The organism is Secundilactobacillus sp. MJ173 (genome assembly GCF_059704265.1).
In genome coordinates this window covers 1-20,186 of the sequence record NZ_BAAKGN010000010.1, presented here as the reverse complement: position 1 = coordinate 20,186, position 20,186 = coordinate 1, and the positions used below count along the sequence as shown (strand labels likewise).

Here is a 20,186-nt window from a genome sequence, read left to right as displayed (position 1 = left end):
GCTTTTTTTATTTACTGCAAACAGTAATGATTACTATTTTATTGTAAAGGTTTCTATGCAGAAGTCAATCTCTTTCATAGATATTGCTCTAAAAAGTCCGTCAAAACTTGCTGGTAGCGTGCTGGGTCGTGCGCATAAGCTTGAATATGCTTGGTGTGTGGCACAATGTATGACTGTTTTGGTCCCCGAATGGCATCATACAAAACTTTTGCATGCTTTACGGGAACCACCTGATCGTCTTCGCCATGAATAATCAGCACCGGCACCATTGCTCGCTTTAGCTGTTCATCCACCCGCTCTTGACTCAGCCTCGATCCGGTACGCCAGCGTGACAGCCAATCTGCAATGGGCACAATGATGTTAGCTGGCAAATGATAATCGCGACGCAGCGTTGTTTTTGCCATCTGGTAAATCGAAGCAAACCCTGAATCAGCTACAACGGCTTTTACGTTGTGCGGCAAGCGTTCTCCGGCGGCAGCCAAAACAGTTGCAGCACCCATGCTGAAGCCCATGAGAACAATTTTGACATCAGCACCTAACTCACTGATTGCTTTATTGACCCAACCCAAATAGTCCTTTCGATCCGGCCAGCCGAAACCGATTCGATGACCGTCACTTTCGCCCTGCGCCCGTGCATCCGGCATCAAGACGTTAAAATCATGGTCATGAAACAACCGTGCCAACGGAATCATTTGTTCTCGAGCATGATTGATACCATGTGCCAGAATCACAACCCGCTGACTTTTTTGGACAGCAGGAATATAGCTAGCACGCAACGTTAACCCATCTGGCGTTGTCTGTCGCCACTCTTGAATCGGCTGTTTGAGATACCAAACATTATCGGTAGCCGTATTTTCTGCCACCGCTTTATGATGTCCTTTTTCTTTTTCAGCATCGCTGATGTGGGTCATACCATGATAAGCTGCAACGCTAACGGCTACAGCTGCTGTAAAGCCAGTCGCAATCGTTGCGGCAGAAATTTTAAGCCATTTAGACAAAACACATCACTCCTTATAGTGAGCGTACAAGATAAGCTTCTGGACAGAAGCCGCGAATGCTGTTAAACACCCGCTGAGCACGAGACTCCTTATTGAATACTGAAAATACAGTCGGCCCTGTGCCACTCATCACTGCGGTCTGCGCACCGTAGCCTTTCATTCGCTCTTTGATCTGCTGAATTTCCGGATAACGACGAACCGAAATGGGCTCTAGTGCATTGCCCATATTAGCTACTAACTGCTGGTGATCACCAGCAGCAATGGCGGCCAGTACCCCGTCAATATTGGGATGCGCCAGCACGTCATAATCAATTTGTCGCAGAATACTGGGTGTCGAAACACTCACATTAGGTTTCGCTAAAACGATCCAAACCGGCTTTAGCGCTGGCTGCAAAACTTCAACCTGTTCTCCAAGCCCCGTGACATGTGCAGTCTTGCTATACACGCAGTAAGGAACATCTGAATCAACTTTCAGACTTAGTTTAGCTAATTCGGCAATTGGTAAATTAAGGTTCCAAAGTTGATTCAACGCCCGTAAAACTGCAGCTGCATCAGAAGAGCCGCCACCTAAACCAGCTGCTACCGGAATATTTTTTTTAATCTTAATATGAGCACCATGCTTAACTTTAAACGTCCGCTGAAGCAAAGATGCTGCTTGAAACGCAAGGTTGCGCTGATCATTAGGCAAAAATCCTGAGTTGGACGACACGACGATCTGTTTTGCACCAGTTGAGCGAACCTCAACGTAGTCCGCAAGGTCGATGGAAGTCATCACCATGTCCCACTCGGGCTGTCCATCAGCGTGGCGAAACGGTGTATCAAGGCCAAGGTTAACTTTGGCTGCTGCCTTTTCCACTATTATCAAATTTTGATCACCTACACTTCAGTAAGAATCGTTTCCTTATAACTACTGCTCCCTTAAGTTTTGTTATTAGAGACATTATACTCGAAAGGCGGGCGCAGTGGCAAGGTAACGAAAAAGACGTTTAGTAACTAGTGTTAGATAAACTATCTGTAGAGCAATTAAACTAATTGACAGCACCAAAAATCCCCATCGACCATTTCGATGAGGATTAGCAAATTATTTTCTAATAAGCAGTCGTACTCCGTAAGATTTCAGGCGTACGGTTGGACATTAACATTCCGTGACCACTGTTATCAAAGGTTAACGATTCAAATTCACGGTGTGAGTTGAACTTGGTGTACTTAAAATCACTGGCTTTTAGTGAGCCATTACCGTTGAGCTTCTTAGCTGGAAAACTAGTAATGGAATCATCAGCAACTAGGTAAAGACGTCCATTATGACCGTTATAGCCCATTGCTTGTTCGTGGGTACCAGGGCGATGACTAAACAGTTGTTTAGTCAGGCGGAAATGAACCGTCTTGGAACCAATCGTGCCCTTATAAACTTTCACCTTTGAACCCGAAACCGTCCAGTAATAAGCGTTACCGCTGTGATCAAAAGTTAAATCGTGACCACCAGGAACGTTGGCGCCATGACTCGACATATGGAACGTAATGGCTTTATTAGGCGTTAATGAAGACGTACTGATTCGCTGTAACGTTGACGTACGAGTGGCCTTCATCGAAGTATCGCGCCACATATAAAGTGACTTATGTTTCTTGTCGTAAGCCAAAGATTGGCCGTGACCAGTAGTAAAAATACCGCCGACTTTCACGGCTGAACTGCCTGATTTACCGTCCATTAGCGCTTGTTGTTTAGCAAATGACATGCCTTTAAGCTTATTCACATCATAGCGGGCAACAAACCCCTTATTCGTCATGCCCTTTGTGTAATGCGGTTGATAGACAACATAAAGATAGTGACTGCCATCGTAAGCAGCTGATTGTGGATTAGTCATGTCATATTTGGCACTGCCTTTAGCGTTGTGCGTATTCGCTAATTGGAATTCCGTTTTAAACGTCCATTTTTGATTACCGCCAACACTGGCAATCGTATTGCTGCCACCGGGATTTTTGGCAAAAGCGTAAGAACCTGCTTTAACAAATCCCGTCGCCTTATTATTAACAGTCCGTAAGCTGCTTGAAGAATACTGTGTAATCGCGTTACTCTTTTGCGTGTACGAAGCCGCATTTGCGGTGCCAGCAAAACCCAACAGCGCCACTGTCCCAGCAATGGCACTTGTCATCAAACCTAAATGCTTCATTTGAAAATTCCCCCCAGAATTTATTTTGACACACCCTATTTTTTACAATTTAACAACTGCCCTAGAGTTGTGTACATTCATATGATATCACAAAATTAATGGTTGGATTAATTTCAATTTTTATGGGGCTAATTCCTATGAAAATATTGCTCATCATCCTAATATAGCAGTGTGAATTTTAAAATTAGCCAATAAAAAAAGGCCTCAAAGGCCTATTTTTATTGATTGTCATCCTCATCGCTGTCACCAAAGTTAATTTGAATATTCTGAGTTAGAATATCCGTGTAACTGTACGAAACACGCTCGAATGAATTTTCATCTTGGTCCAGATCCACAACGAAGACGGCTGGATATGTCTCTTTAAGAATTCCGTGACGTTCCGTTGTTTTTTTACGCCCTGCCTGGGCGACTACCATAAGTTCCTGGCCAATGTGTGTCGACAGCCGGTCCTTAATAGTTGCTAAACTTGTTGGCATGACCTCACCCCTTGTGTGAAACATTTTATCATGGTTTCACAGAAAAGTCAAATTATACCACAACCACTTATTTACAACAAGTATTTTGTCATGAAAAAGTAGATTAAAATCCTTTCATGATAGGATTTAACGGACACATGTCTCACTTATCAAAAAAGCGGCTGTTGTGGTGAATTCACCAAAGTAGCAAAAAAGTTTGATTTACAATAAACCCTCTTCGTGCAACACGTTCGTCAATTGAATAAACTGTTCGATAGTGAGTTTTTCTGCCCTAATTTGCGGTGAAATTTTGACCTTGTTCAAGACGTTCGTAATCCGGTCTTTGACATCCTGGTCCTTCCCAAAGATTGCACAAAGATTATTCCAAAAACTTTTCCGGCGATGCATAAAACTGCCTTTAACAAACTTTGCAAATTCTTTGTCGTCAAAAGGTGCTGGATCAAAAGGTACCCGTTTCTTCATAGAAACAATGGCTGAATCCACGTTAGGCTGTGGAATAAACGCCGTCCGAGGTACGGTAAACGCTACCTGAGCATCCGTCTGGTATTGCACCGCAATTGAAAGTGACCCGTAAGCTTTAGTTCCTGGAACAGCAACTAGCCGGTCCGCAACTTCCTTTTGCATCATAACAGTGATCGATTCAAATTGAATGCCACTTTGTAACACGTTCATCAAAATTGGCGTGGTAATGTAGTATGGCAAATTAGCAACCAGCTTCAACGGTCGATCAGCATCCAAATTTTCCTTAATCAACTGGGGTAAATTGGCTTTTAGAATATCTTGGTTGAGAACCGTCACATTATCGTATTGGGATAGTGTTTCTCCCAAAATTGGCACTAACTGATCATCAATTTCAAAAGCTAATACATGATGGCTATTTTGAGCTAAAAACTCCGTTAGCCCACCAATACCAGGACCAATTTCGATCACATTATCCTTATCTGACAGTTCAGCTGCCTGCACAATGTGCTCCAAAATATTAATGTCAGTCAAAAAGTTTTGGCCGAGACTCTTCTTTACGTTTAAACCATATCGGTTAATAATCGCCTGTGTTCGTGCCGGACTTGCAATTAATGGTGTACTCATTGGCGCTCACTCTCCTCTTGGTCGATCTGTTCAATCGCGTGCCAGAATGTCTCTGAACTAATTTGGAACATCAAAAGCCGCTTTTTGAGCTGCTTACCGTTCACATAACCGATTCGCAATAACTCACCTAACGCTTCACGACGGGCTTTAGCTTCAGGGACCCCGACTAATCGAGCCTTGATCAAATCCGCCTGACTGATCTGTTCAACTGTTGAATCACCCTCAGTATACACGTGGGCCAAGGCTTCACGTATTGCTTCGGCGCTGGCATGTTCCACGCCTAACGAACCACCTGCTTTGGTAGGCACGCCCTCAGCTTTAGGTAAAAAAGCGTGCTTGGCATTGGGCACCGCTTCTGAAACAATTTTGCGAATCTTTTCCCCGGAAAAATCGGGATCAGTAAAAATAATAATACCGCGCTTTTTGGCTACCTCCTCAATCAAATCTAAGGTTTCTTCTGGTACAGCAGAACCACGGGTTTCAATCGTATCTGCTTTAACTGCCTTCGCAATTTGTTTGGTATCGTCTTTACCTTCAACCACAATGACTTCTTTAATGGTTTTCAATCTAAAACTCCTTAATCTTAAAAAATCGGTGCGCGTTCCGCCAGGTTGCTGCAGCTATTTCTTCTGGCGTTGTTTGGCGTTCCTTAGCTATAGCTTCTACGGTATAACGAGTAAAGCCTGGTTCGTTCTGCTCGCCCCGGTGTGGCTCAGGGGTCAAGTATGGGGCATCCGTTTCAACCATCATCCGGTCAAGAGGTGTTGCGCGAACTGAATCATGAACTTCATGCGCATTCTTGAAACTAGCAACGCCCGAATACGAAATCATCATACCCAAATCAAGGAATTTCTTCAACCATTCCGGATCGCCATTAAAACTGTGCATCACACCACCAGTATCTTGAATGCCTACTGATTTAATGATGTTATAGGTATCTTCAAAGGCATCCCGGTTATGCACCACGATTGGCAGACCATGATCTTTTGCAATCTCAATCTGACGTTTAAAGACACGCCGCTGCACATCCTGCGGTGAAGAATCCCAGTGATAATCCAGTCCAATTTCTCCAAGAGCAACGACCCGGTCTTCTTCTAATTGCTGTTCTAAGACTTTTTCCTTATCTGCATCATAGAACTTTGAGTCTTCCGGATGCCAGCCAACCGCTGCGTGCAACTGCGGATACTCGTGTGCCAGTCGCACCGCCTGTTTATTCAGCTCAGTGTTCGAACCCACGATGGTCATTTTCACAACATCTAAATCCGCTGCCCGCGCCAAATAACGTGGCACATCATCGATAAATTCTTCGCTGTTTAAATGGGTATGTGAATCAAAAATTTTCATAACACTATTTCTCCTACATTGAAGCAAAAATCCGAATATTCAATAACTGAAAATTCGGATTTCGCCTTCCGCCATTCGCGAAAGTTTAGTTACTATTCGACTGTTGACCCGTTAGCAATACTTTCAGGTACCGTAACGAGTTGAACCTTACCCTCAGCATCTTCAGAAGACAAAAGCATCCCCTGACTGACTTGACCACGCATCTTACGAGGTTTCAAGTTAGCCACAATAATTACTTTTTTGCCTAATAGATCCTTTGGTTCTGGATAATATTCCGCGATACCAGAAAGAATCTGGCGATCATCTGAATCACCGGCATCCAAACGGAATTGCAAGAGCTTATCAGCACCCTGAACCTTTTGAACGTCAATAATTTCGGCAACCTTTAATTCAATTTTTTCGAAGGCATCGAAACGAACTTCCTTCTTGTTTGACTTTAATTCGGTATTTTCTGGGTTCCAAACGCCTGAGTTAGCGGCTTCTTTAGCAGCTTCCATAGCAGCCCGGCCCTTTTTCTTATCCGACTTAGTCATCTGAGCAGCGATAAAGGCAACTTCTTCATCAGCATCACGCCGAGGGAAGATTGGTGTTCCCTTTTCAACAACCTTGCTGTTCTTAGGTAAACTGGCCATCGTTAATTCTTTCAAGTTAACGTTGTCGTCAAACTCCAAACCTAACTGCGACAAGATTTGTTTTGGTGCATGAGTCATCACTGGACTCAAGAAGTAAGCGATGATTCGTAGACTCGCAGCCAAATGCGCCATAACAGCAGCCAATTTGCGCTTACTGTCATCATCATCGTTTTTAGCCAAAATCCATGGTTCGGTCTCATCAATGTACTTGTTGGTCCGAGCGATTAACTTCCAAACCTCTGCCATGGCATCTGAAAGATGTAAGTCATCCATCAGTTTGTGATAGTTAGCCATCGTCGTTTCGGCGGTTTCTTCCAAAGAAGCATCAAAATCAGTGACGCCTGATTCAAAGGCTGGAATGACACCATCTTCGTACTTGTTGATCATGGCCACGGTCCGGTTCAATAAGTTCCCTAAATCGTTAGCTAAATCATAGTTCAAGCGATCCACAAAATCTTCAGGGGTGAACGTTCCGTCATTGCCATAAGGCATTGCCCGAATCAAGTAATAACGGACAGAATCAAGTCCATAACGGTCAACCAGAGTCTCTGGGTAAATAACGTTACCCTTAGACTTAGACATCTTACCGTCTTTCATCAGTAACCAGTTATGTCCAAAAACAGTCTTAGGTAATGGCAAACCTAGCGCATGAAGCATGATTGGCCAGTAAATCGTGTGGAAACGAACAATTTCTTTACCCACCATTTGAACATTAGCAGGCCAGAACTTCTTAAATAAACTGTCATCTTCACCATCGTAGCCAAGTGCCGTAATATAGTTAGTCAACGCGTCAAGCCAAACATACACAACGTGCTTAGGGTTGGACTTGACCGGAATCCCCCAATTAAAGGTGGTCCGTGATACGGCCAGATCTTCCAAACCAGGCTTGATGAAGTTATTGATCATTTCGTTCATCCGGTTTGCGGGTTGGATAAATTCTGGATGCTGCTTGTAATAATCTAACAGCCAGTCAGCATATTTGCCCATCTTAAAGAAGTAAGATTCTTCCTTAACCAGTTCAACTTCGTGTCCACTAGGTGCCTTACCGCCAATGACCTTACCATCATCATCACGATAAACTTCAGCTAGTTGCGTTTCAGTGAAGTATTCTTCATCGTCAACTGAATACCAGCCTTCATATTCGCCCAAGTAAATGTCACCTTGGTCTTGTAATTGCTGGAACATTTTTTGAACGGCTTTTTCATGATAGTCATCCGTCGTCCGAATAAATTTATCATTTGAAATTTCCAGTGTTTTCCAAAGCTTCTTGATACCAGCTGCCATCTCATCAACGTAGCTCTTAGGATCCGTGCCAAGCTTTTCAGCCTTTTCCTCAATCTTCAAACCATGTTCATCGGTCCCAGTCAGGAAAAAGACATCGTAGCCGGTTTCACGCTTGTAACGTGCTAAAGCGTCACAAGCAATCGTGGTATAAGAGTTTCCAATGTGTAACTTCCCGGATGGGTAGTAGATTGGTGTCGTTATGTAATACGTAGGTTTGGTTTCTGTCATGTTAAAAAACAGGCCCCTTTCAGTCAATTTATTTTTGGTATCAATGTATTGTTATTTCTAGAAAGTCTCCAACATTATAGCATATCTGACCCGCCGGAGAAATAACCCCCAGCCATCAACTCCCAGTTTTTGGGTCAAATCTTCATCATTTTACAGGACGCTCAAAACAAACTCATTTGCTGAGGTCCTAATCCTTGCCATGATAAATGTAGCAAATCCCTTAACGCCAGTGCGTTAGGTGCGGCATCACCACCCGAATTATTATTGAAAATAACACAAACCTCTTGAACTTGCGTGCTTAATTCAGAAACTGCTGTTGCAAAGCTCGCAAGTTCCTCATCACTATACTTATACAACGTCCGGACACCACGCCAATCTTTCCCTTGATTGAACCAGCCTTGTTCATTGCGTCCGTGCAACCGCATCAAAGCTAATCGATTATCAGCCACCTTAGTCACGAATGGCACGCCATCGTTCAAACGGTGGGGTTCGTCAACAATCACGTGAGTCATGTTAAGACCGGCCAAGTAGCGCATTAAATCATCCGTTAATGCCGGGTCATACCAGCTGGGGTTACGAAATTCCACCGCGATTGGTAAATCAGCCATCTGGTCACGAATTTCAAACAGCCACTGCAAATTCTCAGTGGTCCGCTGAAAAAAAGGCGGAAACTGAAATAACACCGTTTTTAATTGATGTGCGTTGACGAGTGGTCGAACCATTCTGCGGTACTCAGTGAAAGCCTGCTGACGTTCGTCATCGCCGACCTCCTCTTTACCGTAATCATGCTTAGTCATCAGTTTATTGGCCTTCAGAATAAACTGAAACTGTTCCGGCACTTGTTTTTGCCAGTTGACAACCGTACTGGCTCTTGGAATACCATAGAACGGCGTGTCCAATTCAACTACCGGCAGAACGGCTGCGTATTCTGGCAATGTTACATCTCGTTGCACATTTTGAATCAAAGCTGGGTGCTCTTTCCAAGTTGTTAACCCAATTGTAATCATCAAAAGCACCTCACTCATTTTTTAACTAACTGCTGTTTACTCTTCTTTTTTAAATACCGGTCAACCCGATGATCTGGCACGATCCACGGAATCAGTGAACCGAAGCAAAGAATTGCTGAAGCGGGTGGCCAAACAAATGCTAGACCAATACCAATCAGAACCACCAGCATTGAATACCAAGACTTGCGCTGTCCCTTACCAAAGAACTTCGTAAACACCGAATCGGGTTCATGGGCAGCTAACAGCGCCTTAACTAAAACGTAAAAACTGATATTAACCGCTAAAAAAACGATTCCCATGGTCGCTTCAGGCGCCGAATATTCCGTATGGCTGCCAGCCCAATCAGTAGCAATCGGCAACACACTAATGGTCAGTAAGAAGAGATTGTTAGCCCATAATACCGACCCACTGACCATCTCCGTAATTTGAAACAGGTGGTGATGATTATTCCAATAAACGGTGACCGTCAGAAAGCTCAACAAATAGAGAATCAACTTATAACGTAGCGGCCATAACGCGCTAAACGTCGTGCCATCCGGTTCCGGGATTTCCAGCACCAAAATCGTAACGACGATGGCCATGACACCATCCGTGAATGCTTCCAATCGCGATTTACTCATTGTCGAATCCCCCTACTCAACATATGTATGACCGGCGAACCGGTCGAATTGCTGTCTCAAACTTTGAGCTGTTCAAAGAACTTAGCGGCATCTTCTTGAACCATTTCAAAACTAAACGAAAATGACAGTGGTTCATTATTGATGACAATAACAGGTGCCATAGGATTGCGGTAATCCAATAGACCAGCGAAGGGATAAACCCTCATAGAAGTCCCAGTAATCACGATTAAATCGGCATTTTCCATCGCACTTACTGCATTGGAAATGTTTGCCTCGTTTAAACCTTCCTCATACAAAACAACATCTGGTCGTAACTGGCCGCCGCAGCCTTCATGAACCGGACTTTTAAGATAGTCGTGCCAATCCACTTGTTGATGACATTTCTGGCAGTACACCCGATAAAGGTTACCGTGAAATTCCACCAGGTGCTTAGCGCCAGCTTCACGATACAGGTTGTCAATATTTTGGGTCACGATGGTTGCGCAATCCTGTTGCGTCAGTGCTGCCTGTTTTTCGTGAATCACGTTGGGCTTAGCAGCCGGTTTATACAAATTGGTCTTTACGTAATCATAAAACACGTCTGGTTCTTGGGTTAAACAAGTGTGGCTGAGATAGTACTCAGCGTTTTTATGATGGGTATACAGCCCATTATTTGACCGATAATCCGGTATACCAGAGGGCGTTGAAACGCCGGCACCCGTCAAGAAAACGATGTGCTTGGCTTGCTCAAACGCCCGCCGAATCGTTTCATCCATATCAAGGCCTCCAATCACCAAAGTTTCTAACGTAAAATATACGGCATTTCTAACTTTTTAAAGAGTTCCTCAACTGACAGTGAATAAATCGCTTTATAATACTCAGGATTGTCGTTAGCTTTGGTTGGGGCGGAAATGACAAATGAGTTTTGACCATCCGCCCGGTTAATGCCAACGTACGCCCGCCGCTTACTCTTAATATCAACCATATCTGAATGATACAGTTCAAACATTTGACGCACTTCCAACCGTAACTGGCGCTCGGAAACCACGTTTGAAACGGTGGCAAACTCCGTCATATTGATTGGCGGTAACCCCCAGTCCTTCAGCTGTTCATCAAAGGCTTTAAATAATTTGACAACGTTACGACGCAGAGTAAATGGTGAGTCTACTGGTTTTTCAGTAATCAACGCATACAACTTTTTAGCAGCTGCAAATGAGATTGGATAATCCTTTTCTAACTGCTCGTTAACCGCTTTATTCCCATCGCCATAAAAGACCAGTGCATCGGTTAAGGTCAGTAACCGCAGCGTCATTTTATCATCAACTGGCGTTGGCTCTGGCTTTATCGTGGCATGAATACCCTTGAGGTACATCTGTTCGATTTCATCGGTAATCAGGCCATGCTTACGTTGCTCACTGACCACGACAATGTGACTCACCGTATCATAGAGTTCAGTTCCCAGCATCATTAACTGCTGATCTAACTGTTTTTCACCGGTGGAAATGGCAAAAAAGATTTGTGGAAAGCCACGTAGCGTCATTAATAAGTGTAAAAGCTCATGGGAAGCCGTGTAATCCGGCGCCGAAAGGTCACTGATTTGAACCATGATATTGTCTTTGTCCTGAACGGCCTGCGCCTGATCATGACGCACATAACCATTTTGCAGTTTACCAATGAACTGTAATTCTACTTTTCCGGGAAAAATTTTATTGACCGCATCTAATAGTGATTGCGTCTCTGAATTGATCTCAACGTTTTGCATGATTCATTTCTCCTTGTTATTTCTAATTTGACTCAATAATCGTCTCGCCTGAGCTTCATCAGGGTCATCAGATTGACTTAACTGTTTCGTTAAGATAGACACTTCTGATGGTGTGGCACCAACGGACATGGCCAGTGAACGCAATTGCATTTTCATGTGTCCTTGCTGAATCCCGCTAGTGACCAGTGCCTTAAGTGCAGCAAAGTTCTGTGCAAGTCCTACCGCAGCAATCAGCTTCATCAAGTCTTCTGGTGACTGAATTTTCGCCATTTTTTGGTTAATGGCCACTAATGGTAATACCTTGGTGGCACCACCAACAGTTCCCACAGGCAATGGCAGGGTTAGCGCCCCCATCAACTGGTCACCCTCAAGGCGCCATTGACTCAGGCCGCGATACTGGCCATCCGTCACTGCATAGGCATGAGCCGCGCTTTCGATAGCCCGCCAATCATTGCCCATTGCAACCACCACGGCATCCACACCGTTCATAATCCCTTTATTATGGGTGACAGCGCGCATTGGGTCTAGTTGTGCGATACGACTCGCTTGGGCAATACGCTTACCGACTTGCCGGGCCTTATCCGGCTGATCAGCCAGTTGTGATACCGGTACTGATACTGTAGCCGTTGTTAGGCTCTGATCACCCGCATTGGAGAGAATACTAAACAAGGTGGTGTGGTGCAATCGATTTTGCACTACACCCGCAACAGCTTCCAGCATCGTATTCATCATATTAGCACCCATAGCAGCCTTAACGTCCACCACTAAATCAATGGAAACGAACCCTTCACCGAGGTCGCGGGTCCGAATCGATTTCGGCCCACCGCCACGCTTAACGATGGATGGATGCGCCTGTTTCGCCACTTCTAGTAATTCATTTTGGTGTAAAGCAATCCAATCGTCAATGGAGGCGTAAACTTTCACATCGCTAAGGACCACCTGTCCCGTTAACAGCCGAGAATGCACAGCGGCTGTGATGCCACCGGCTTTTGCCAACTGTTTGGCACCATTACTAGCTGCCGCGATAACGCTAGGTTCTTCCGTGACCATCGGGACAACGTAATCCTGATCATTAACGCGAAAGTTGACTGCTACGCCTTCAGGTAATTGATACGTCGCTAAATAATTTTCAATCAGTAACGGTGCGTCTCCCTGCGTTGCTCGACGTTTAAGTTCCTGTTGCTCCGTTTCAGTCAATTCTAGCGTTTTGGCTAAAATGGCTAACCGCTGTTCCGGTGTCCGCTTATAAAACTGTGAAAACGCCGCTTCCATATTCACCTATCCTTACTATCATTAACTATAGTCGTGATTAAGATACGCGTGGATGATGCCCTCACGCACACCGCTTTCCGAAAAAATCACTCTGTCTGAATCCAGCATTTGCAGTAACAATACTAATGGCATGATGCCACCGATAATAATATCGGCTCGGTCCGGTTCAAGGCCAGAAATCTGCTGTCGCTGTACCTTATTTTTACTTAACAACATGCTAAACAGCCGAAAGACTTCTGAAGTGGTCAGCTGATAGCCGTGAATCTGTTCCACATGCAGGATCTGTTGCTGGCGTCTACTCATCCGTGCCAGCGAGCGGTTAGCGCCGCCCAGTAGAATCAGGGGCTTAGTTTGCGCTTCATGCAGCCACCAAATATCTCGCAGCCGCTTTCTTAAAAAGATGGATGCGCTGAAAAAGTCCGCTGCATCAACCTTATCATCCAAGTTAAACTGCTCTGAAAGGTTGACTGCGCCAAACGGAATACTGATTAAGTTACTCTCTTTACCAGAAGTAATATTCACCATTTCCAGACTAGCACCACCAACATCTAGCATCAGGGCATCTTCGATTCGAAGCCGGTTCTTAACGCCTAGATAATCGTAATAAGCCTCATCATCACCGGACAATATATCCAGTCTAAGTCCAATTTCACGTTGAACCCGTTCAAGAAATTCAGCCTGGTTGCTTGCCTGACGAACAGCCGCTGTTGTGATCGCTTTGACCGTTAAATTAGGTAGGTCTTTGTAAATGTTTTTAAATTTACGCAATGCATCTAACGTCCGGTGAATAGCCGCCTCTTGAAGTTCTTTTTCATCGCCCATTCCTTCAGATAAACGAGAATCTTCCTTATAACGTGAAACTTCTCGGAAGGTTTGATCGGGCCGAATTTCATTAATCGTCATCCGAACTGAATTAGAACCCAAATCAACGATCACCAAATTATCCATCACCGTCACCCCTTCTCGTTATCAGCTCAAGTTACTTTTAGCCAAAGTAGTTAAGACCCATTTTTTCCACGACTTCTTTTAGCGTTTGGTTAGCAACTTGATTAGCCTTTTCGCTACCCTCTTTCAAAATCTGGTAAACCCCAGGAATATCCTGTTCATACTGTGCCCGACGAGCTCGAATTGGATCCAACACAGCTTGTAAAACATCGTTTAAATACCGTTTAATTTTAACATCTCCAAGACCGCCATGTTGATATTGTGCCTTCAAATCTGCGACCTTTTGCTTATCATCATCGAAAATGTCGAGATAAGTAAATACCGTGTTACCTTCAACATGACCTGGATCCTCAACGTGCACGTGAGTAGGATCGGTGTACATTGACATGACCTTTTTCTGGACGGTGTCAGCGTCATCAGACAGATAAATTGCGTTGTTCAATGACTTACTCATCTTAGCATTACCATCCAAACCAGGGATCCGGCCTTCGCCTTCTGGTGGGAAGTAGCCTTCTGGTTCAACCAAAACTTCACCGTAAATATTATTGAAGCTCCGTACGATTTCGCGGGTTTGTTCCAGCATTGGTTCTTGGTCTTCACCAACCGGCACCGTGGTTGCTTTGAAAGCAGTAATATCGGCTGCTTGGCTGACAGGATAAATGAAGAAGCCGGCTGGCACACTTTGACCAAAGTTCTTCTGTTTGATTTCAGTCTTGACCGTTGGGTTACGTTCCAAACGAGAAACCGTGACTAAGTTCAGGTAATGCATGGTCAGTTCGCTCAATGCAGGAATTTGTGATTGCACGAGAATCGTTGATTTTTGCGGATCGATACCCACAGCTAAATAATCCAGAGCAACCTGAATGAGACTGTTGCGGATTTTTTCTGGGTCGCGGGCGTTATCGGTCAATGCTTGTTGGTCAGCAATCATGATGTAAGATTCGTAATCGCCGGAATTTTGTAACTTAACCCGGTTTTGTAAGGAACCCACATAATGGCCAATGTGGAGCTTTCCTGTTGGTCTGTCACCGGTTAAAATAATTTTTTTATTGCTCATTTTCAATCTCCCTTTCAATTCATGTACTCGTCTTGTGGTGCAATGATACCTAATAAAAAAGACGCCCCAATTGCGTATGCAATAGGACGTCGACCGCGGTACCACCTAAATTTGTGACGTAAAGTCACCACTCTCACCGATAAGGAGGCACCCTAAAATTCACGTATCAGCTCCAAAATGATCATGGTGACCACTTTCAGCAATCGTGGTCTCTCTGTCATCATGATCTAAACGCACTGACGAATTCTATCTATATAATGCTTTCTATTTTAAGCATTTTGCCGGTTATTGTCAAAGTTGGTTTCGTCCGAGTTTTTCCAATTGACACAACCACCTAATCACACTAGAATGGTTCAAGCACATTAAACGAAAGAGGCGGTTTTTTGGAATCACAGGAACAAAAAATTGAACAGCAGCGCGTCGATTCGGTGATCAATCAAATTACCGCAAAAATTAAATCAGTCTCGCTGGAGTACAGTAAGGCACATGCAGAAATGAAGTTGGTGCAGGAAAACTACAGTGCCAACACTTCAGTTAACTACATTGAAGTCGATGACCGAATTGAAACTTCTGCCGAACTGCAGCAACAACGGGCCTTAGCTTCTCGGCTGATTGAAAACGAACAAATCATTTCTAGCCAATTAAACGTCTATCAGGATCTAGAGAAATCACCCTACTTTGGTCGCATCGATATTCAGGATCCTGGTGAGACTGATCAGGAACAGCTCTATATTGGAACAGCGTCATTTACTGATGATGACGCTAACTTTTTAGTATACGACTGGCGAGCACCCATTTCGGCTATTTATTACAACGGAACCTTAGACGATGTCACCTACGACACTCCGGCGGGTAAACAGCTCACCAAGCAGACTAAAAAGCGACAGTTTTTAATTCAAAACGGGAAAATTGAATCCATGTTTGATACCAACGAAACTGTTGGTGACGAAATGCTGCAACACGTTTTGGGGCAGCAAAACGATGAAACCATGCAAAACATTGTGGCCACGATTCAGCGTGAACAAAACGATATCATCCGTGATACACGGTCTGATTTACTGGTGGTTCAAGGAGTTGCTGGCTCAGGTAAAACCTCTGCCATCCTCCAGCGAATTGCCTTTCTGCTGTACCATAGCCGCCAAGAGCTGCAGGCTGATCAAATCGTATTATTCTCACCCAACAAGTTATTTAGCCACTACATTTCAGACGTACTACCTAGCCTAGGTGAGCGAAACATGCGACAGGTCACTTTAGCTGACTTTCTCACTCAGCGACTTCAGGGATTAAACGTAGAATCCTTATTTGACCGCTATGAAAAAGACCTTGAGTTGACCGACGAGCAACAAACGTTAGTCGACTACAAGTCCTCTTCTCACTACATGCATCAAATCGCGGACTACTGTCAAAACTTGGCACCGACTCATTTTAAATTTAATCATATTTATTTTGATGGCCGAATTTTCTTCAATAAAGCTGAAATCGAAAAAATCTATCAAGGCTTACCACACTTGCAGCCAGCAGAACGCTTCTTAAGAACTAAAAACATCCTAATCAAACAATTAAAGCGCCGGATTAACCAAGAAGCAAAATCCGACTGGGTGGCTGAAGAGATCGATCAGCTCTCTGACGAAGAATACCATAACTTATTGGGTACAAAACGCCTTCACGATTTTCAAGAAGTCGACGCTGAAACCAATTATATTGCGCGCAAAATTGTGACCCGTCGTTTACGCAAGGTCTATGATGCCATCTACAATAACTACTTTTTAGACATTTACAGTCAATATGCCGATTTCATGGACACCGTTATCACACCAGACAATGTGTCAGATGATGTCATGACAATCAGTAAAGCTAATTTCTTACATGATATTGAGTTTCATAAGTGTGAGTTAGTGGATGCGGCACCTCTACTTTATATCCGTGACATTCTCACGGGTGGTGGTCAAAACCACGCCATGCAACATCTGTTTGTGGATGAAATGCAGGACTATTCCATTGCTCAACTTCAGTATTTGCACCACGCTTTTCCAAAAGCACACATGACTTTCTTGGGGGATGCCGAACAGGCCTTGTTTAAGGCTGTGCAAACACCTGAAGCACTATTAGCTAGTCTACGGGATGCTTTTAACGTTCACCGGCCACGGTTGCTTAAATTAAACCGTTCTTACCGGTCAACGTTGCCCATCACGACCTTTGCAAAAGCACTCTTACCAGATGGCGACCAAATTGAGGCATTCACCCGTCCCGGAAGTCTGCCACGTTTAGTCATTCGCTATGATGCTGAAAGCTGCTATGATGCCTTAGAGAATGAAGTTACCAGTCTACGTGCTGATAATGGCACTGTGGCAATTTTAACCAAAAATTTGGAACAGGCTCACGCTGTTTATCAAAAGTTACACCACGAAGCTAATGACGTCACGTTAATGACCGACGCCGATTTATCTTTACCAAAAGGAACGCTGGTTATGCCCATTTACCTGGCCAAAGGGCTGGAGTTTGACGCGGTGATTGCTTGGGACGTTTCGGCGGCTAACTTCCCCGATGAACGGTTTACTGGAACCTTATATACCATTGCCACTCGAGCAATGCACCAATTAATTTTGATGAGTATTGGCCCAGTATCACCGTTGATTGCTTCTGATAAAATGCCCAAAACTGTTCTGCAAATTGAACATGAATTAACAAATTAATGTCACTATCTGGAACATCAAAAAACACCGTCATAATCACGCAAATTGCGATCGATTATGATGGTGTTTTATTTCACCCCTTATGGCTTACCGAGACCAACTTCTTTTTGTTTGGTTTCAAAGCCTGCTTAAGCATAAATGGTGCGACCATGGTTGCTAAAATAATCACCAGCACCATCTTTGAATAGGTCGCGTTAGACAATAGGCCAGATTGCAGACCGATTTGTACCGTAATCATGCCCATTTCCCCACGAGAAATCATGCCGGATCCAATGACATAGCTGCTATGCAGATTAAAACCAGTCAGCCGCGCTCCTAAACCACAGCCAATTAACTTAGTCAGGCATGCCAAAATGGTCATGACGACGATTAAACCCAGCGACTGTCCGAGATACCGAAATGACATACTCAGCCCAATACCAACAAAAAACAGTGGGATAAACGCAGCATAGCCAATCGGTTCCATGTGGGCCTCGATGACTTCTCGGTATGGTGTGTGGGCCACAGCAATCCCGGCAAAGAACGCACCGACTGCCCCACTCAAACCAACAGCGTTTGCCACCCAAGCCATTCCCAAACAAATCACCATGGACATGATGGTCACACTAGAATTCATGAGCAGTTTTTCACTGATACCCATCAGATAAGGTGCAATCCAGCGTACCACTAAATAAGTACCGCCGAAAAAAGCGACCTGCTCAAGTAAAATAAGGGCGATACTAGTATGCTGTCCACTAGTCTTTAAACCCTGAGTCCCCATTAAACTGATCATCACCGATAATAAAATTACACCTACGATATCGTCTGCTACGGCTGCGCCAAGGATAGTTGCACCTTCAGAAGTGTCCAAAGCGTGATAATCACGTAATACCGCCACTGATATGGAAACCGATGTTGCACTAAAAATAACTCCTATGTATGTTGCCTCAAAGACTGAAAAATGAAATGCAACGGCGGCAGCGCCCATAAACACCACCGGCATGATCACCCCGCATAGTGCAACGATGATGGCTGGCTTAAAGAAACGTCTCAACAGCGTTAAGTTACTTTCCAGGCCACCAATAAACATTAGCATAATAACACCAATATCTGAGAAGAGCGTCAACAATTGATTGGGCTGTACCCAATTAAAAATTGCTGGTCCCACCACGATCCCCACTAAAATTTGACCAATAACGGACGGAATTCCCATTCGATTTGAGAAGTGTCCAGCAAAGGTCGTCAAAACCAGTAGGAGGCATAATGTGCCTATAAAATTCACACTGACCACCCCTTGTAGTAAAATAGTGCTGCATCGACACCAGCACTAAATAAAATATAACACTAACTGGAAGTGAAATCTTGTACATGTTTAAAAATTGGCATCGAGTGGGTACCATTAAGAATCACACAAAACAATATCAAGGACCCGTTTTTTCCGTTGAACAATGTGAAATTGATACGCCGGATGGTCTTTCCGTTGAAAGAGACCTCATCCATACCGCACCAACGATTACGATCTTGGCGCTTACAGATGAGCAACAAGTTGTCTTAACTAGCGAATATCGAGTGGGTATTAACGCCGATTCAGTTTCCCTGCCCGCTGGCATCATTAATCCAGGTGAATCACCTGAAGAGGCTGCGAAACGAGAGTTCCATGAAGAAACCGGCTATCTCGCCCAATCCGTTAAAGTAATGACCACCGTCACTTCTTCCGAAGGTTTTATGGATCAAACAGCAGCACTTATTTTACTTCGTTTTGACCCGTCAAAACGCACTTCTACTCATTTTGATACCGATGAGTTCGTTACTACTCAACTGGTGGATTTGAATCAAGTTCTGGAATGGATCAAAGCTGGGAAAATTAATACTGCTCAGGCTTTGGCTGCAATTGGCTATTATCAGCTCTATCTTTCAAATTAATAACGTAACGAAAAAGCAACCCGATGATCAAATCATCAGGTTGCTTTTATTTTACGCTGTAGAGTATGTATTTTACTCATGCTAATACCGGAGGTGGGGTTCGAACCCACACGTCCTCAACGGACACTGGATTTTGAGTCCAGCGCGTCTGCCAGTTCCGCCACTCCGGCATAAGTTTGAAACTAATTGTAGCATATCATCTCTGTGCTTGTCACCCAAGACATTAGACTTGCTATCGGGAAGACAGGATTCGAACCTGCGACCCCCTGGTCCCAAACCAGGTGCTCTACCAAGCTGAGCTACTTCCCGAAGTCGTTTTATAAATTGCCAACTATATTAGTATACTACTCAGCCCTAATTATTACTAGCATAATTTATATTTTAATTGCTGTTATGCCGTTTTTTGGGGGGATCCAATCAAGATGTAGTTTTGGCTATAGTATCTGTAATTTCCGTTGTTTGAGTGGACTTACTCTTTCATTGCACTTCTTCAGATACTTCGTTTCGTCATCTTCGTATCTCACCTTCTATGTAGTATAATATGAGTTGCCGCTGTAGCTCAGAAGGTAGAGCACTTCCATGGTAAGGAAGAGGTCATCGGTTCAAATCCGATAAGCGGCTTTAATTTCATCGATTAATGATTAGCTATTTAAACGATTAGTAGTCAGTGTTCACTTAAGAGCACTCTGTTTGACTATTTTTATGCTGCAATAAGAAAAGACAGTCATCGATT

At 44.0% G+C, this 20,186-nt stretch carries 18 protein-coding genes and 3 tRNA genes; 3 read left to right on the top strand and 18 right to left on the bottom strand.

All coding sequences use genetic code 11. From position 1 onward, the window contains the following. Positions 1-74: 74 nt before the first annotated feature. From AC6H04_RS01360 to trpS, 15 genes are all read right to left on the bottom strand, one after another. Positions 75-998 carry an alpha/beta hydrolase gene (locus tag AC6H04_RS01360; RefSeq protein ID WP_497569985.1) on the bottom strand — a complete coding sequence of 308 codons (924 nt, stop codon included), beginning with the start codon at positions 996-998 and terminating at the stop codon, positions 75-77. Positions 999-1,011: 13 nt separating this feature from the next. Further along, positions 1,012-1,863 carry a 4-(cytidine 5'-diphospho)-2-C-methyl-D-erythritol kinase gene (gene ispE, locus AC6H04_RS01355; RefSeq protein ID WP_497569984.1) on the bottom strand — a complete coding sequence of 284 codons (852 nt, stop codon included), beginning with the start codon at positions 1,861-1,863 and terminating at the stop codon, positions 1,012-1,014. 223 nt (positions 1,864-2,086) lie between these two features. Beyond that, positions 2,087-3,166: a hypothetical protein gene (locus tag AC6H04_RS01350; RefSeq protein ID WP_497569983.1), complete on the bottom strand. Its 1,080-nt coding sequence runs from the start codon at positions 3,164-3,166 to the stop codon at positions 2,087-2,089. A gap of 218 nt (positions 3,167-3,384) precedes the next feature. Beyond that, positions 3,385-3,642 carry a Veg family protein gene (locus AC6H04_RS01345; RefSeq protein WP_497569982.1) on the bottom strand — a complete coding sequence of 86 codons (258 nt, stop codon included), beginning with the start codon at positions 3,640-3,642 and terminating at the stop codon, positions 3,385-3,387. Positions 3,643-3,843: 201 nt separating this feature from the next. Beyond that, on the bottom strand, positions 3,844-4,728 hold the full coding sequence (rsmA, locus tag AC6H04_RS01340) for a 16S rRNA (adenine(1518)-N(6)/adenine(1519)-N(6))-dimethyltransferase RsmA (RefSeq protein WP_497569981.1): 885 nt from the start codon (positions 4,726-4,728) through the stop codon (positions 3,844-3,846). After that, positions 4,725-5,294: a ribonuclease M5 gene (gene rnmV, locus AC6H04_RS01335; protein WP_497569980.1), complete on the bottom strand. Its 570-nt coding sequence runs from the start codon at positions 5,292-5,294 to the stop codon at positions 4,725-4,727. Before rnmV ends, rsmA begins: the two co-directional genes overlap by 4 nt. A gap of 1 nt (position 5,295) precedes the next feature. Beyond that, on the bottom strand, positions 5,296-6,072 hold the full coding sequence (locus AC6H04_RS01330) for a TatD family hydrolase (RefSeq protein WP_497569979.1): 777 nt from the start codon (positions 6,070-6,072) through the stop codon (positions 5,296-5,298). A gap of 92 nt (positions 6,073-6,164) precedes the next feature. Further along, complete coding sequence (gene metG, locus AC6H04_RS01325; RefSeq protein WP_497569978.1) at positions 6,165-8,216, bottom strand: methionine--tRNA ligase; 2,052 nt, start codon at positions 8,214-8,216, stop codon at positions 6,165-6,167. 161 nt (positions 8,217-8,377) lie between these two features. Continuing rightward, the gene (locus AC6H04_RS01320) at positions 8,378-9,223 is read right to left on the bottom strand and encodes a DUF72 domain-containing protein (RefSeq protein ID WP_497569977.1); all 846 of its coding nucleotides are present in this window, start codon (positions 9,221-9,223) and stop codon (positions 8,378-8,380) included. 14 nt (positions 9,224-9,237) lie between these two features. Continuing rightward, the gene (locus tag AC6H04_RS01315; RefSeq protein WP_497569976.1) at positions 9,238-9,843 is read right to left on the bottom strand and encodes a TMEM175 family protein; all 606 of its coding nucleotides are present in this window, start codon (positions 9,841-9,843) and stop codon (positions 9,238-9,240) included. A gap of 56 nt (positions 9,844-9,899) precedes the next feature. Then, on the bottom strand, positions 9,900-10,598 hold the full coding sequence (locus AC6H04_RS01310; RefSeq protein ID WP_497569975.1) for an NAD-dependent protein deacylase: 699 nt from the start codon (positions 10,596-10,598) through the stop codon (positions 9,900-9,902). 26 nt (positions 10,599-10,624) lie between these two features. Continuing rightward, positions 10,625-11,584 (bottom strand): IpaB/EvcA family protein, encoded by a 960-nt coding sequence (locus AC6H04_RS01305; RefSeq protein ID WP_497569974.1) that lies wholly within the window; start codon positions 11,582-11,584, stop codon positions 10,625-10,627. A gap of 3 nt (positions 11,585-11,587) precedes the next feature. Beyond that, positions 11,588-12,856: a hydroxymethylglutaryl-CoA reductase, degradative gene (locus tag AC6H04_RS01300; protein WP_497569973.1), complete on the bottom strand. Its 1,269-nt coding sequence runs from the start codon at positions 12,854-12,856 to the stop codon at positions 11,588-11,590. A 21-nt stretch (positions 12,857-12,877) separates the two neighbouring features. Beyond that, positions 12,878-13,804 (bottom strand): Ppx/GppA phosphatase family protein, encoded by a 927-nt coding sequence (locus AC6H04_RS01295; protein WP_497569972.1) that lies wholly within the window; start codon positions 13,802-13,804, stop codon positions 12,878-12,880. A gap of 37 nt (positions 13,805-13,841) precedes the next feature. After that, positions 13,842-14,858, bottom strand: coding sequence for a tryptophan--tRNA ligase (trpS, locus tag AC6H04_RS01290; protein WP_497569971.1), 1,017 nt, complete (start codon positions 14,856-14,858; stop codon positions 13,842-13,844). 383 nt (positions 14,859-15,241) lie between these two features. On the opposite strand from trpS, the gene helD reads away from it, so the two are divergent. Then, on the top strand, positions 15,242-17,551 hold the full coding sequence (helD, locus tag AC6H04_RS01285; protein ID WP_497569970.1) for an RNA polymerase recycling motor HelD: 2,310 nt from the start codon (positions 15,242-15,244) through the stop codon (positions 17,549-17,551). A gap of 73 nt (positions 17,552-17,624) precedes the next feature. On the opposite strand, the gene AC6H04_RS01280 is transcribed toward helD, so the two are convergent. Further along, positions 17,625-18,812, bottom strand: coding sequence for a cation:proton antiporter (locus AC6H04_RS01280; RefSeq protein ID WP_497569969.1), 1,188 nt, complete (start codon positions 18,810-18,812; stop codon positions 17,625-17,627). An 86-nt stretch (positions 18,813-18,898) separates the two neighbouring features. On the opposite strand from AC6H04_RS01280, the gene AC6H04_RS01275 reads away from it, so the two are divergent. Beyond that, a complete protein-coding gene (locus tag AC6H04_RS01275) occupies positions 18,899-19,453 on the top strand; it encodes an NUDIX hydrolase (protein ID WP_497570010.1) in 555 nt (184 codons plus the stop codon). Between the two features lie 85 nt (positions 19,454-19,538). On the opposite strand, the gene AC6H04_RS01270 is transcribed toward AC6H04_RS01275, so the two are convergent. Together AC6H04_RS01270 and AC6H04_RS01265 are read right to left on the bottom strand one after the other, a co-directional pair. After that, positions 19,539-19,623, bottom strand: a tRNA-Leu gene (locus tag AC6H04_RS01270). A gap of 65 nt (positions 19,624-19,688) precedes the next feature. Beyond that, a tRNA-Pro gene (locus tag AC6H04_RS01265) sits at positions 19,689-19,762 on the bottom strand. A 239-nt stretch (positions 19,763-20,001) separates the two neighbouring features. On the opposite strand from AC6H04_RS01265, the gene AC6H04_RS01260 reads away from it, so the two are divergent. After that, positions 20,002-20,074 (top strand) — tRNA-Thr (locus tag AC6H04_RS01260). Positions 20,075-20,186 lie beyond the last annotated feature (112 nt).